The organism is Guyparkeria hydrothermalis (assembly GCF_023555375.1).
In the GTDB taxonomy this organism is placed as follows: domain Bacteria; phylum Pseudomonadota; class Gammaproteobacteria; order Halothiobacillales; family Halothiobacillaceae; genus Guyparkeria; species Guyparkeria hydrothermalis.
The window spans coordinates 195001-208774 of the sequence record NZ_JAJSEE010000002.1; the positions used below are offsets into that span (position 1 = coordinate 195001).

Here is a 13774-nt window from a genome sequence, read left to right on the forward strand (position 1 = left end):
CGGCCCTGGGGAACGCCCTGGCCGATTGGTCACGGCTCGTCGAAATCGAGTCATAACCGAGAGCATCACCGAACGGTGGTGTTTTGGGTTCTGACACGGTCAGAAGCAACCGATCTTTAACAAGGTAAAGTGAATGCGGCATGAATCGAAAGATTCATGTTTGTACGTTGTATCTTGTGTCAGCGAGACATAACTCGTGACACACCAAGTTGGTGTGTTGCTTTGGGTTATATGGTCAAGTGACCAAGCGCACACGGTGGATGCCTAGGCGGTAAGAGGCGATGAAGGACGTGACAGCCTGCGAAAAGCTCCGGGGAGTTGGCAATACGCGTTGATCCGGAGATGTCCGAATGGGGAAACCCACCTCTTAGGAGGTATCCATGACTGAATACATAGGTCATGGAGGCGAACCGAGCGAACTGAAACATCTAAGTAGCTCGAGGAAAAGAAATCAACCGAGATTCCCCTAGTAGCGGCGAGCGAACGGGGAGCAGCCCATCAAGCGCTTTTAGAGTTAGTGGAACAGTCTGGAAAGTCTGGCCATAGCGGGTGATAGCCCCGTACACGAAAGCTCTTTTAGCGTGATGTCGAGTAGGGCGGGACACGTGGAATCCTGTCTGAACATGGGGGGACCATCCTCCAAGGCTAAATACTCCTTACCGACCGATAGTGAACCAGTACCGTGAGGGAAAGGCGAAAAGAACCCCGGCGAGGGGAGTGAAATAGAACCTGAAACCGTGTGCGTACAAGCAGTAGGAGCAGACTTGTTCTGTGACTGCGTACCTTTTGTATAATGGGTCAGCGACTTACTGATCGTGGCAAGCTTAACCGAGTAGGGGAGGCGTAGCGAAAGCGAGTCTGAACAGGGCGTTCAGTCGCGGTCAGTAGACCCGAAACCGGCGCGATCTACCCATGGCCAGGGTGAAGGTCAGGTAATACTGACTGGAGGCCCGAACCCACTAATGTTGAAAAATTAGGGGATGAGCTGTGGGTCGGAGTGAAAGGCTAATCAAGCCCGGAGATAGCTGGTTCTCCTCGAAAGCTATTTAGGTAGCGCCTCGTGTCTCACTCTCGGGGGTAGAGCACTGTTATGGCTAGGGGGTCATCCCGACTTACCAAACCATGGCAAACTCCGAATACCGAGAAGTGCAATCACGGGAGACACACGGCGGGTGCTAACGTCCGTCGTGGAGAGGGAAACAACCCAGACCGCCAGCTAAGGCCCCCAAGTGTGTGCTAAGTGGGAAACGATGTGGGAAGGCAGAGACAGCCAGGAGGTTGGCTTAGAAGCAGCCATCCTTTAAAGAAAGCGTAATAGCTCACTGGTCAAGTCGGCCTGCGCGGAAGATTTACCGGGGCTCAAGCACACCGCCGAAGCTGCGGATGCCGTAAGGCATGGTAGAGGAGCGTTCCGTAGGCCTGCGAAGGTGAACTGTGAGGTTTGCTGGAGGTATCGGAAGTGCGAATGCTGACATGAGTAACGATAATACGAGTGAAAACCTCGTACGCCGAAAGTCCAAGGTTTCCTGCGCAACGTCAATCGGCGCAGGGTGAGTCGGCCCCTAAGGCGAGGCTGAGAAGCGTAGTCGATGGGAAGCAGGTTAATATTCCTGCACCGACCGTTATTGCGATGGGGGGACGGAGAAGGCTAGGCCAGCCGGCAGTTGGTGTCCGGTTTAAGCCCGTAGGTGGATCTCTTAGGCAAATCCGGGAGATCAACACCGAGAGGTGACGACGAGTTCCCACGGGAACGAAGTGGTTGATGCCATGCTTCCAGGAAAAGCCTCTAAGCTTCAGATAACGGTTGACCGTACCCGAAACCGACACAGGTGGACTGGATGAGAATTCCAAGGCGTTGAGAGAACTCGGGTGAAGGAACTAGGCAAAATAGCACCGTAACTTCGGGAGAAGGTGCGCCCCCGTTAGGTGATCGGACTTGCTCCGTAAGCTGAAGGGGGTTGCAGTGACCAGGCCGCTGCGACTGTTTATCAAAAACACAGCACTCTGCAAACTCGAAAGAGGACGTATAGGGTGTGACGCCTGCCCGGTGCCGGAAGGTTAATTGATGGGGTTATCTTCGGAGAAGCCCTTGATCGAAGCCCCGGTAAACGGCGGCCGTAACTATAACGGTCCTAAGGTAGCGAAATTCCTTGTCGGGTAAGTTCCGACCTGCACGAATGGCGTAACGATGGCGGCGCTGTCTCCACCCGAGACTCAGTGAAATTGAAATCGCTGTGAAGATGCAGTGTACCCGCGGCAAGACGGAAAGACCCCGTGAACCTTTACTACAGCTTTGCACTGAATACTGAACCTACTTGTGTAGGATAGGTGGGAGGCTTTGAAACCAGGACGCCAGTTCTGGTGGAGCCAACCTTGAAATACCACCCTGGTATGTTTGGTGTTCTAACCCAGGCCCGTTATCCGGGTCGGGGACCGTGCATGGTGGGTAGTTTGACTGGGGCGGTCTCCTCCGAAAGCGTAACAGAGGAGCACGAAGGTTGGCTAAGCACGGTCGGAAATCGTGCGGTTAGTGCAAGAGCATAAGCCAGCTTGACTGTGAGACAGACACGTCGAACAGGGTCGAAAGACGGTTCTAGTGATCCGGTGGTTCTGTATGGAAGGGCCATCGCTCAACGGATAAAAGGTACTCCGGGGATAACAGGCTGATACTGCCCAAGAGTCCATATCGACGGCAGTGTTTGGCACCTCGATGTCGGCTCATCACATCCTGGGGCTGAAGCAGGTCCCAAGGGTATGGCTGTTCGCCATTTAAAGTGGTACGCGAGCTGGGTTCAGAACGTCGTGAGACAGTTCGGTCCCTATCTGCCGTGGGCGTTGGAGATTTGAGGGAATCTGTCCTTAGTACGAGAGGACCGGGATGGACGAACCTCTGGTGTTCCGGTTGTCACGCCAGTGGCACTGCCGGGTAGCTAAGTTCGGATTGGATAACCGCTGAAAGCATCTAAGCGGGAAGCCAACCCCAAGATGAGATCTCCCCGGGGCTTCGAGCCCCCTGAAGGGCCGTGGAAGACCACCACGTTGATAGGCGGGATGTGGAAGTGCAGTAATGCATGCAGCTAACCCGTACTAATTACCCGTGCGGCTTGACCATATAACGCCAAAGCAACACGCACTAGATACAACACGCATTCACTTTACCGCCGATCGGCCTCAGCTAACCCTGGGCCGGTCGGCTACCCCTTCGCCTGGCGTCCATAGAGCGGTGGAACCACCTGTTCCCATCCCGAACACAGCAGTGAAACGCCGCATCGCCGATGATAGTGTGGGGCTTCCCCATGTGAAAGTAGGTCAACGCCAGGCTCCCCATTTAGAGGCCCCCGTAACCGTCAGGTTGCGGGGGCTTCTCCGTTCTGGGGAAGCCCTTTCGGGCTCTCTGCCGCAGCCCGTCGGCAGCGGCGTTCACGTCGACTGCGGCGGTCCACTGGACACCCGGTCCTCGTTCGCCCCCATGGGAAGTCGGTCAACGCCAGGCTCCGCATTCCGAATAACCCCGTCCCAGCCCATGCTCGACGGGGTTTTTCGTTTGTGGCGTGTTTCCGGCGTCGGCTACTCTCCTCGGCGGTGTGGCGCGGATCGGCCGACTTGGACTGGGCCGATGTTTGGGCCCCTGAAAGTCTAGGCAACCGTTGCGGTGCGGCCAGGTCCAACGCGTCCATTGTGTCTCCCGCCACTTGGCGAGGCATGGCCGTGGCATGGTTGGATTTGTAGGAATCGGCGTACAAGAGAAAAGGTCGATTCCTACGTTGATTGCTGACTTTGCCCATAGTCTCGCTCGCGCGTCAGGCATACGCTTCCGGCTGGTTCTCCATAAAGAGGTGGTCGGTGTTGCAGCAGTCGGTAATGGCCGGTGTCGTTTGTGCCTTGCTAGTGGTCGGGGTCGTGCCGGTTCAGGCGGCCGTACTCGATCTGAACGAGGCGTCGGTGGGAGAGCTTGCCGACGTGCAAGGCGTTGGCCCGGTCCAGGCCGAACGAATCGTCCTCCATCGCCAGACGGTGGGCGGCTTTGAATCCATCGACGAGCTTGACTCCGTCTGGGGGCTCGGGCCGAGGACGGTTCAACGCCTGCGACCCCACGTCCTGGTGCGACCCGACTGATCCTCTCGTTTCGGTTTCTCCCCTGAGTGACTCGTTGCCCCGGTTTTGCCGGGGCTTTTTCTTGCTGGCTGGGCACGGAATGGATGCGGGGATGGGCATGACAATGGCGCGTTGGTGCGCGACAATGACGCCTTTTACACCCTTGATCCTCGGAATGGCCACACCATGAACCTGCATGAATACCAGGCCAAGTCGCTACTATCGGAAGTCGGCATCGACGTGCCTCCCAACCTGCTGCTCAAGCAGGCGAGTGCCAAGCAGGTTGCGACGGCATTGCCGAGCAGCGAGACGGGCCGCTGGGTCGTCAAGGCGCAGGTGCACAGCGGCGCGCGTGGCAAGGCCGGTGGCGTGCGGTTGGTGGCGTCCGGCGATGAGGTGGTCGAGGCCGCTGATGCGTTGATCGGCACGCGGCTGGTCACCGGGCAGACCGGCCCGGCGGGGCTGCCGGTGGATGCCGTGCTGGTCGAACCGGCCGCCAAGATCGAACACGAGTACTATCTGGCGGTGACGGTCGACCGCGCGTTGCAGCGCGTCGTGATGATCGGCTCCCCGCAAGGCGGCATGGACATCGAGGCCGTCGCGGCATCCCACCCCGAGGCGATCTTCCGCGCCGTGGTCAACCCGACGGTCGGCCTGGCTGCCTACCAAGCGCGTGACCTGGCCTTCGCCCTCGGTCTGGAAGGACCGCAGGTAAAGGCGTTCGTCGGGCTGGCGCTCAAGCTCTATCGCGCGTTCGTCGAACGCGACGCGGCGCTGATCGAGATCAACCCCCTGGCGCGTGTCGAGGGAGGCGATCTGGCCGTGGTCGATGCCAAGGTCTCGCTGGACGACAACGCCGGCTATCGTCAGGCCGACTGGTGGCAGCAGCGCGACGTGGCCCAGGAAGACCCGGCCGAGCGCAAGGCGATCGATCATGGTCTGAACTACGTTTCGCTCGACGGCAACATCGCCTGCATGGTCAACGGCGCCGGCCTTGCCATGGCAACCATGGACCTGATCCAGCACGCCGGTGGCATGCCGGCCAACTTCCTGGATGTCGGCGGCGGCACATCCGCGGCCAAGGTGACCGAGGCGTTCAAGCTGATCCTGGAAAACCCGCGCGTCGAGGCCATCCTGGTCAATATCTTCGGGGGCATCGTGCGCTGCGACCTGATCGCCGAGGGCATCCTCGAGGCCGCGCGCGAGGTCGCGCTGGACGTGCCCACCGTCGTGCGCCTGGCCGGTACCAACGCCGAGCAGGGGCGGCGCATGCTGGCCGAGTCCGGCCTGGCCCTGACCGCCGAGGATGACCTCGCCGCGGCCGCCGGTCGCGCCGTGGAACTCGCCAACAAGAGCCGGGAGGCTGCCCGATGAGCATTCTGGTCGACGAATCCACCCGCGTGATTTGCCAGGGCTTCACCGGCAAGCAGGGCACCTTCCACTCCGAACAGGCGCTTGCCTACGGCACCCGGCTGGTCGGGGGCGTGACCCCCGGCAAGGGCGGTCAGACGCACCTGGGCCTGCCGGTGTTCGACACGGTTGCCGACGCGGTACGCGAGACCGGTGCCACGGCGAGCATGATCTACGTGCCCGCCCCATTTGCTGCCGATTCGATCCTGGAGGCGGCCGCTGCGGGGATCGAGGTGATCGCCTGCATTACCGAGGGCATCCCCGTAATCGACATGCTCAAGGTCAAGGCGGTACTGGCGCAGGATTACCCGGATGCCTGCCTGATCGGACCCAACTGCCCGGGGCTGATCACGCCGGATGGATGCAAGATCGGCATCATGCCGGGTGCGATTCACCAGAAGGGACGTGTCGGTATCGTCTCGCGCTCCGGCACGCTGACCTACGAGGCCGTGGCGCAGACCACGGCGGCCGGACTGGGTCAGAGCACCTGCGTGGGCATCGGCGGTGACCCCGTCGGCGGGCTGGATTTCATCGATTGCCTGTCGCGCTTTGCCGATGATCCGCAGACCGAACTGGTGCTGATGGTGGGCGAGATCGGCGGTGGCGCCGAGGAGGCGGCCGCCGAGTTCATCCGCCAGGGCTACCCCAAGCCGGTGGTGGCCTATATCGCTGGCGCGACCGCCCCGGCCGGCAAACGCATGGGGCACGCCGGGGCCGTGATCGCCGGGGGCAAGGGCACGGCCGCGGCGAAATGCGAGGCCTTGCGTGCCGCGGGCGTCCACGTCGTGGGAAGCCCGGCCGAACTGGGTGTGACGGCCGCGCGGGTGCTTGAGAATCGGTCCGAGGGCATGAGCGCATCGTGACTGACCAACTCAATCGCATCGAGGAACGCGAGGTCGACGGCCTGCGTATCGCGCTGGCCCAGATCAACACCCGGGTCGGCGATTGTCACGCCAACGCCTCGCGCGTGATCGAACTGGTCGCGCGCGCCCGCAAGGAGGTCGACGCCCGGCTGGTCGTCTTCCCCGAGCTCACCATTTCCGGCTATCCGCCCGAAGACCTCTTGCTGCGCCGGGATTTCGTCGACTCCTGCGAGGCACAGCTGGTGCGCATCGCCGATCAGGTCGGGGACACGGCGGTGCTGATCGGTACGCCAGGACGCGACGCCGAGGGTTTTCTCCAGAACCAGGCGGTGTTGATCGATAACGGGCAGATCGTCGCCCGTTACGCCAAGCGTGCGCTGCCCAACTACGGGGTGTTCGACGAGAAGCGCTATTTCCGCAAGGGCACGTCCCCGCTGGTCGCTGACGTCGATGGCGTCCCGGTCGGGGTGGTGATCTGCGAGGATGCCTGGCGCGAGGGGCCGATCGAAGAGACGGCGGGAGCCGGCGCTCGCGTGATCTGCGTGCTCAACGCCTCGCCGTTTCATCGACAGAAGACCCGGGAGCGCGAGGCGCAGATCGCCGAGCGTGTCCACTCGAGCGGCTGCGCGATCATCTACGTCAACCTGGTCGGCGGCCAAGACGAGCTGGTCTTCGATGGCCGCTCGTTCGTCTCCTGCCCGACCGGCAATCACATGCACCTGCCCGGCTTTGCCGAGAGCATCGGCTGGACCGAGGTGTCACCGGACGGCGAAGTGCTGGCGCACGGACCCAGCCACGAATGGCAGCAGGGCGAGGCGGAGATCTACCGGGCACTAACCACGGGTATCCGTGATTACGTGCGCAAGAACGGGTTTTCCGGCGTGGTGCTGGGGCTGTCGGGCGGGATCGACTCGTCGCTCGTGCTGGCGCTCGCGGTCGACGCCCTGGGCGCGGACAACGTGCTCGCGGTGCGCATGCCCTCGCGCTACACCTCGCCGATGAGTCTCGAGGATGCCGAGCTACAGTGCGAGGCACTGGGCGTGCGCTGCGAGACCATTTCGATCGAGCCGATCTTCGAATCCTTCCGCGATACGCTCTCGCCGCTGTTCGCGGGGTTGGCCGAGGACGTCACCGAGGAAAACCTGCAGGCCCGTGGCCGCGGCGTGATCCTGATGGCGCTGTCGAACAAGTTCGGCCGGCTGCTGCTGACCACCGGCAACAAGTCCGAACTGGCCGTCGGTTACGCCACGCTCTACGGCGACATGGCCGGCGGCTTCGCGCCGATCAAGGACGTGCCCAAGACGGTGGTCTACGAACTCGCGCGCTACCGCAACACGCTGGGTGGCACCGTGCGTCCGGAACTGGACGCGGTGCCGGAACGGGTCATTACCCGCGAACCGTCCGCCGAGCTGCGCGCCGACCAGAAGGATTCCGATTCGCTGCCACCCTACGAGGACCTTGACCGCATCATCGAGGCCTTCGTCGAGCGCGATTGCAGCATCGAGGAAATCGTGGCGATGGGGCTCGACGAGGCGGTGGTGCGTCGGGTGGTGGGTCTGATCCTGGTCAACGAGTACAAGCGTCGCCAGGCGCCTCCGGGCGTGCGCATCAGCCGTCGGGCCTTCGGCCGCGACCGTCGCTACCCGATCAGCTCGGGCTTCCGGCCCGACAAGGCCGATTCCTGACCCCTAACCTCTGACCTCGTCAGCCGAGGTCTCCCCACTGATACTGCAGTATCGCGACACCGGTGATCGCCGCGGTCTCCGCGCGCAGCACCCGCGGCCCCAGGGTCAGGGCGCGAAAGCCGTGGCCGACCGCCGTCGCCACCTCGTCTTCCGTCAATCCGCCCTCGGGGCCCACCAGCAGCGCGACGCCCTCGGGTCGAGGCTGATCGCGCAGTTCGGTCAACGGTCTTGCGGCGCGCGGGTCGAGCACCAGCCGTAGCGGGGAGTCGGTGGTCGCCAGCGCGTCGGGCAGCGATCGGATCGGCTCGATCTCGGGCAGGGTGTCGCGGCCGCATTGCTCGCAGGCATTGATCATGATCTGGCGCCAGCGGGCGATGCGCTTCTCGGCGCGCGCGCCCTTGAGCTCGAGCACGCTACGTTCGGTCTCCACCGGCGCGATGGTGGTTACCCCGAGCTCGACGGCCTTCTGGATCACCAGCTCCATCTTCTCGCCCTTGGCCAGGGCGGCCAGCAGCGTGATCGGCACCACCGATTCGGTCGGGCTCGGTTCGCTTGCCTCGATCCGCACGCGCGCCTCGCGGCGGGCCAGTGACAGTAGCCCGCTGGCCCGCCGACCCCGACCGTTGAACAGCTCCAGCGGCTGGCCATCTTTCAGGCGCAGCACGTTGCGCAGGTAATTGACGGTCTCGGCCGGCAGATCGATGTCCCGCCCGTCCTGAAGCGCGTCGTCGACGAAGACCCGGCGGACGCGCATGTCGTCAGCGTACCGCCGCGTGGCTGGCGTCGCGCGTGACCTCGAACACGTGCCGGTAGTCGTCCTCGTCCAGCACGTAGGGCGGCATCCAGTAGAGCGTGTTGCCCAGCGGGCGCAGCAGCAGTTCGTGTTCCAGGGCGTGCTGGTAGGCGCGCACGCCGCGGCGTTCCTCGGAGGGGAACGGCTCGCCGGTCGCCGGGTCGACCAGGTCCATCGCCGCGATCATGCCGGTGCGGCGCACGTTGGTGATGTGCGGCAGCTTGGCCAGCTCCGCCAGGTGGCCGTCCATGATTGTCTGGGCCTTGTGGTTGGCGTTGATGACGTCGTCGCGCTCGAACAGGTCGAGGGTGGCGAGTGCAGCCGCGCAGGCGAGCGGGTTGCCGGTGAAGCTGTGGCTGTGCAGGAAGGCCCGCATGCTGTTGTAGTCGTCGTAGAACGCCTGGTAGACCGTGTCGCTGGTGAGCACGGCGGCCAGCGGCAGATAGCCGGCGGTCAGCCCCTTGGACAGGCACATGAAGTCGGGCGTGATGTCGGCCTGCTCGCAGGCGAACAGCGTGCCGGTACGGCCGAAGCCCACCGCGATCTCGTCGGCGATCAGGTGCACGTCGAACTCGTCGCAGAGCATGCGCAGCCCGCGGATGTAATCCGGGTGGTGCATCAGCATGCCCGCGGCGCACTGGACCAGCGGCTCGACGATCACCGCGGCGGTGCGATCGGCCTGCGCCTCGAGGATCCGTCGCATGCCGTCGAGTGCCTCCGCGGCGCGCTCGCGGCAGTCGCCCCGGTCCTGGCGGCAGGCCGGCGAGGGCGCCGTGGCGGTGGCGCGCAGCAGCGGGCCGTAGGTGTCCTTGTACAGGCCGACGTCACCGACCGAGAGCGTGCCGAGCGTTTCGCCGTGGTAGCTGTTGGCCACGGTGACGAACTCGCTCTTCTCGGGTCGGCCGCTGTTGCGCCAGTAGTGGTAGCTCATCTTCAGCGCCACCTCGACCCCGGACGAACCGTTGTCGGCGTAGAAGGCCCGGTCGAGACCGGAGGGCGTAATCTCCACCAACCGCTCGGACAGCTCAACCACCGGGGCGTGCGAGAAGCCGGCGAGGATGACGTGTTCGAGCTTGTCGACCTGCGCCTTGATGCGCTCGTTGATGAACGGGTTGGCGTGGCCGAAGATATTGACCCACCACGAGCTGATGATGTCGAGGTAGCGCCGGCCGTCGAAGTCGACCAGCCACGGCCCCTCGCCGCGGTCGACGGGGACCAGCGGGATGGACTCGTGGTCCTTCATCTGGGTGCAGGGGTGCCAGAGGACGTTCAGGTCGCGGCGTTGCCAGTCCTGGTTGCGGGTCATGCCGGGGTCTCCTGGGGATTACCGTTCGAGAATGGTTTCGTCGACCCGGCGACCGAAGTGCCGTCCGCCGCGCTCGGCCAGCGAGACGCGCACCCGATCGCCGGGCGTGAGATCGAGCACGCTCACCGCGGTGCCTTGCGCGGTCACCAGGCGGATGGTCTCGGCGTGCTGCAGGATGGCGGAGATCGTCGTGCCCTCGTCGTCGACCGCCTCGACCTGCACCATCGGTCGGCGCTCGATCTTGTTGCGGCCGACGGCCAGCGTGCGGGTCTGCCCGTCGGCGCCCACCACCAGGGCCGGATCGCCGCTGGCCATCTCGGCCAGGTAGCGGATGCGATCGCCCGGGGTAACGACGTAGCCGTGGATCGCGCCGGCATTCACGCGGAACGGGCGGGCGGCGCAGTGCGGGTTGTCGACGTTCTCGCTGTGCACGAGAAAGCGGGCGTGGTTGAAGCTGCCCACCAGCAGGCCCTCGCCGGGGGCGAGCTCGCCGATCAGGTCGAGGCAGCTGCGGTCGCCCATGCCCACCGGGGTGATCGCGGTGATGCGCGCCTCGGTCAGGGCGACCGGGGGCGGCTGGAGTTCGTCGAGCACGCGCCCGAGCGCCTCGACGGTGGCGACGTCGGCATGGCGCAGCCAGATGCCGGCCACGCCCTGTTCCATGATGGTCAGGGCGAGTTTGGCCTGCTCGGCGGTGTCGACCACCTGGATCACGTCGACGCCACGGGCGATCAGGTTCTCGGCCGGGATGATGGTCCATTCGGCCGGCTCGATCACGGCGAGCCGATCGCGGCGAACCGCTTCCTCGTCGGCCTCCCGCTCGATGCGGTAGCGCTCGAAGTCGCGGCCTTCCTGCCGATCGCCGTTCGCGCCGACGCGCGGCAATCCCGCCGTATCGGTGCCCTCGGGCGTGACCAGGGCGGTGGCGCCGGCCGCTCGGGCCGCGCGCGCCGCCGCCTCGTCGGCCGGTTCGATCCAGATGTGCTTGCGCGGGGTCGGGTCGCTCATGGGGCGGGAGTATAACGTCTCGCCGGCGGGCCGCGGGTCAGTCGCCGATCAGGCCGGCGTCCTCGCACAGGCGGATCACCGGCCCCGAGCGATTCATGGCATAGAAGTGGATGCCCGGCGCGCCCGCGTCGACCAGTTCGCGGCACAGGTCGGTGACCACGTCATGGCCGAAGGCACGCAAGCCCTCGAGGTCGTCACCGAACCCCTCCAGCCGCTTTCTCAGCCAGCGCGGGATATCGGCGCCGCACATGTCGGAGAACCGCGCGAGCTGCTGGTAGTTGGTGATCGGCATCACGCCCGGGACGATCGGCACGTCGATGTTCAGCCGCTCGCAGTCGTCGAGAAAGCGCCGGTAGGCCTCGATCGAGTAGAAGTACTGCGTGATCGCCGCATCCGCGCCGGCGTCGACCTTGCGCTTGAAGTTGGCGAGATCCGCCTCGGCGTTGGGCGCCTGCGGGTGGATCTCCGGGTAGGCGGCCACCTCGACGTGGAACCAGTCGCCGCTGTGCTCGCGGATGAAGGCGACCAGTTCGTTGGCGTAGCGAAAATCGCCCGGGTCCTGCATCCCGCTGGGCAGATCGCCGCGCAGGGCGACGATGCGACGGATGTCCTGTTCGCGGTAGTCGTCGAGGATCGCGGCGATCCCCTCGCGCGAGGAGCCGATGCAGGACAGGTGCGGGGCGGCCGGCACGCCCGAGTCGCGCTGGATCTCGCGGACGGTCTCGAAGGTGCGCGTCTGGGTCGAGCCGCCGGCGCCGAAGGTCACCGAGAAGTACTCGGGGCGGATATCGCGGGCGAGGGTCTGGTAGACCTCGCGCAGTTTCGCCTCGCCCTCGTCGGACTTCGGCGGAAAGAATTCGCAGGAAACCGGGATGGACATGATTCCTCCGGGAAATGAACGGTGGGCCCGGGAGCGCAGCGCCCGGGCCGGCATGGCGGGCCGGATCAGTAACGATAGGCGTCCGGCTTGAACGGGCCCTCGGCGGGCACGCCCAGGTATTTCGCCTGCTCGTCGGTCATGCGGGTGAGCACGCCGCCGAAGCCTTCGACCATGTAGCGGGCGACCTCCTCGTCGAGCTGCTTGGGCAGCACCTCGACCCGCAGCGCCTCCTGCTTTTTCTCGGCCGGCAGCTCGGCGAAGCGGTCCTGGTAGAGGTGGATCTGGGCGAGCACCTGGTTGGCGAACGAGCCGTCCATGATCCGGCTGGGGTGGCCGGTGGCGTTGCCCAGGTTCACCAGGCGGCCCTCGGAGAGCAGGATCAGGTAGTTCTCGCTGTCCGGGTCGAAGTCGCCGCCGGCGGTTGCTTCGCGGTAGACCTTGTGCACCTGCGGCTTGATCTCCTCCCAGGCCCAGTTCTTGCGCATGTAGGCGGTGTCGATCTCGTTGTCGAAGTGGCCGATGTTGCAGACCACCGCGCCGTTTTTCAGGGCGCGCAGCATGGGCGCGTCGCAGACGTTGACGTTGCCGGTGGTGGTCACGATCAAGTCGATCTTGCCCAGCAGCTCGGCATTGATGCCGGCGTCATCGCCGGTGTTGACGCCGTCGCGATAGGGCGAGACCACCTCGAAGCCGTCCATCGCCGCCTGCATGGCGCAGATCGGGTCGATCTCGGTGACCTTGACGATCATGCCTTCCTGGCGCAGCGAGGCGGCCGAGCCCTTGCCCACGTCGCCATAGCCGACCACCAGCGCCTGCTTGCCCGACAGCAGGTGGTCGGTAGCGCGCTTGATCGCGTCCGAGAGCGAATGGCGGCAGCCGTACTTGTTGTCGTTCTTCGACTTGGTGACCGCGTCGTTGACGTTGATCGCCGGGATCTTGAGCGAACCCTCGGCCAGCATCTCGAGCAGGCGGTGGACGCCGGTAGTGGTCTCCTCGGAAACGCCGTGGATGCCCTCGAGCAGGTTGGGGTACTTCTCGTGCATCAGGCCGGTGAGGTCGCCGCCGTCGTCCAGGAGCAGGTTGGGCGTCCAGGCCTCGTTGGCATCGCCCGGTCCCTGGATGGTCTGCTCGACGCACCACCAGTACTCCTCCTCGGTCTCGCCCTTCCAGGCGAATACCGGGATGCCGGCGGCGGCGATGGCGGCCGCGGCGTGGTCCTGGGTGGAGAAGATGTTGCACGACGACCAGCGCACCTCGGCGCCGAGCGCGGTGAGCGTCTCGATCAGCACCGCGGTCTGGATGGTCATGTGGATACAGCCGGCGATGCGCGCCCCGGCGAGCGGCTGCTCGGCGCGGTACTTCTCGCGGATCTTGATCAGGGCCGGCATCTCGCGCTCGGCGATGCGGATCTCGCGGCGACCCCAGTCGGCCAGCGTGATGTCGGCGACCTTGTAGTCGTTGAAGGCTTGCGGCTTGGTTACGGCATTCACGGTCAGCGTCCTCGTCGATTCTTTCGATGGGTATCGACCTGAACGAGAGGGCGTGTCGTGCGGCTCTTGTTCAAGTCGAGGCTTGAAAGCGAACCCGGTGGGCCGGGTTCTCAAGAGCGCCGTTGATCGGGTGGCCGGGGCGAATGCCCCGACCGCCGCGCCCCGGCCGAGCCTGACCCACATGGCGGTGGATTGCAGCGCTCCTCGGTCGGGGCGGGAAAATCAGTCGCGGATTATAACCGCC

At 64.5% G+C, this 13774-nt stretch carries 9 protein-coding genes, 2 rRNA genes and 1 riboswitch; of the genes, 6 read left to right on the plus strand and 5 right to left on the minus strand.

The window, feature by feature from the left end:
• Window positions 1–233 precede the first annotated feature (233 nt).
• The 6 genes from LV475_RS03490 (at window position 234) to LV475_RS03515 (ending at window position 8053) form a co-directional block, all read left to right on the plus strand.
• A 23S ribosomal RNA gene (locus tag LV475_RS03490) occupies window positions 234–3112 on the plus strand.
• Window positions 3113–3205: 93 nt separating this feature from the next.
• A 5S ribosomal RNA gene (rrf, locus tag LV475_RS03495) occupies window positions 3206–3321 on the plus strand.
• Between the two features lie 525 nt (window positions 3322–3846).
• Window positions 3847–4116, plus strand: coding sequence for a ComEA family DNA-binding protein (locus tag LV475_RS03500; protein WP_136867830.1), 270 nt, complete (start codon window positions 3847–3849; stop codon window positions 4114–4116).
• A 165-nt stretch (window positions 4117–4281) separates the two neighbouring features.
• A complete protein-coding gene (gene sucC, locus LV475_RS03505) occupies window positions 4282–5469 on the plus strand; it encodes an ADP-forming succinate--CoA ligase subunit beta (protein WP_136867829.1) in 1188 nt (395 codons plus the stop codon).
• A complete protein-coding gene (sucD, locus tag LV475_RS03510; protein WP_136867828.1) occupies window positions 5466–6368 on the plus strand; it encodes a succinate--CoA ligase subunit alpha in 903 nt (300 codons plus the stop codon). The genes sucC and sucD overlap by 4 nt, the downstream gene beginning before the upstream one ends.
• Entirely contained in the window at window positions 6365–8053 is a 1689-nt protein-coding gene (locus tag LV475_RS03515) for an NAD+ synthase (protein WP_247709538.1), read from the plus strand. Before sucD ends, LV475_RS03515 begins: the two co-directional genes overlap by 4 nt.
• A 19-nt stretch (window positions 8054–8072) precedes the next feature.
• On the opposite strand, the gene LV475_RS03520 is transcribed toward LV475_RS03515, so the two are convergent.
• From LV475_RS03520 to ahcY, 5 genes are all read right to left on the minus strand, one after another.
• Window positions 8073–8807 (minus strand): 16S rRNA (uracil(1498)-N(3))-methyltransferase, encoded by a 735-nt coding sequence (locus LV475_RS03520; RefSeq protein ID WP_136867827.1) that lies wholly within the window; start codon window positions 8805–8807, stop codon window positions 8073–8075.
• Between the two features lie 4 nt (window positions 8808–8811).
• A complete protein-coding gene (locus LV475_RS03525; protein WP_136867826.1) occupies window positions 8812–10152 on the minus strand; it encodes an adenosylmethionine--8-amino-7-oxononanoate transaminase in 1341 nt (446 codons plus the stop codon).
• Between the two features lie 18 nt (window positions 10153–10170).
• Complete coding sequence (locus LV475_RS03530) at window positions 10171–11160, minus strand: 3-dehydroquinate synthase II domain-containing protein (protein ID WP_136867825.1); 990 nt, start codon at window positions 11158–11160, stop codon at window positions 10171–10173.
• Between the two features lie 37 nt (window positions 11161–11197).
• Window positions 11198–12040, minus strand: a complete 843-nt coding sequence (gene metF / locus LV475_RS03535; RefSeq protein ID WP_136867824.1) for a methylenetetrahydrofolate reductase [NAD(P)H] — start codon at window positions 12038–12040, stop codon at window positions 11198–11200.
• Between the two features lie 65 nt (window positions 12041–12105).
• On the minus strand, window positions 12106–13530 hold the full coding sequence (gene ahcY / locus LV475_RS03540; RefSeq protein ID WP_136867823.1) for an adenosylhomocysteinase: 1425 nt from the start codon (window positions 13528–13530) through the stop codon (window positions 12106–12108).
• A 107-nt stretch (window positions 13531–13637) separates the two neighbouring features.
• Window positions 13638–13742: riboswitch (S-adenosyl-L-homocysteine riboswitch) on the minus strand.
• Window positions 13743–13774: the final 32 nt, after the last annotated feature.

Excerpts from the sequence above, each read along its gene's own strand:
- sucC (WP_136867829.1), top strand. The coding sequence starts at position 4,282 with ATGAACCTGCATGAATACCAGGCCAAGTCGCTACTATCGGAAGTCGGC.
- sucD (WP_136867828.1), top strand. The coding sequence starts at position 5,466 with ATGAGCATTCTGGTCGACGAATCCACCCGCGTGATTTGCCAGGGCTTC.
- LV475_RS03520 (WP_136867827.1), bottom strand. The coding sequence starts at position 8,807 with ATGCGCGTCCGCCGGGTCTTCGTCGACGACGCGCTTCAGGACGGGCGG.
- LV475_RS03525 (WP_136867826.1), bottom strand. The coding sequence starts at position 10,152 with ATGACCCGCAACCAGGACTGGCAACGCCGCGACCTGAACGTCCTCTGG.
- LV475_RS03530 (WP_136867825.1), bottom strand. The coding sequence starts at position 11,160 with ATGAGCGACCCGACCCCGCGCAAGCACATCTGGATCGAACCGGCCGAC.
- metF (WP_136867824.1), bottom strand. The coding sequence starts at position 12,040 with ATGTCCATCCCGGTTTCCTGCGAATTCTTTCCGCCGAAGTCCGACGAG.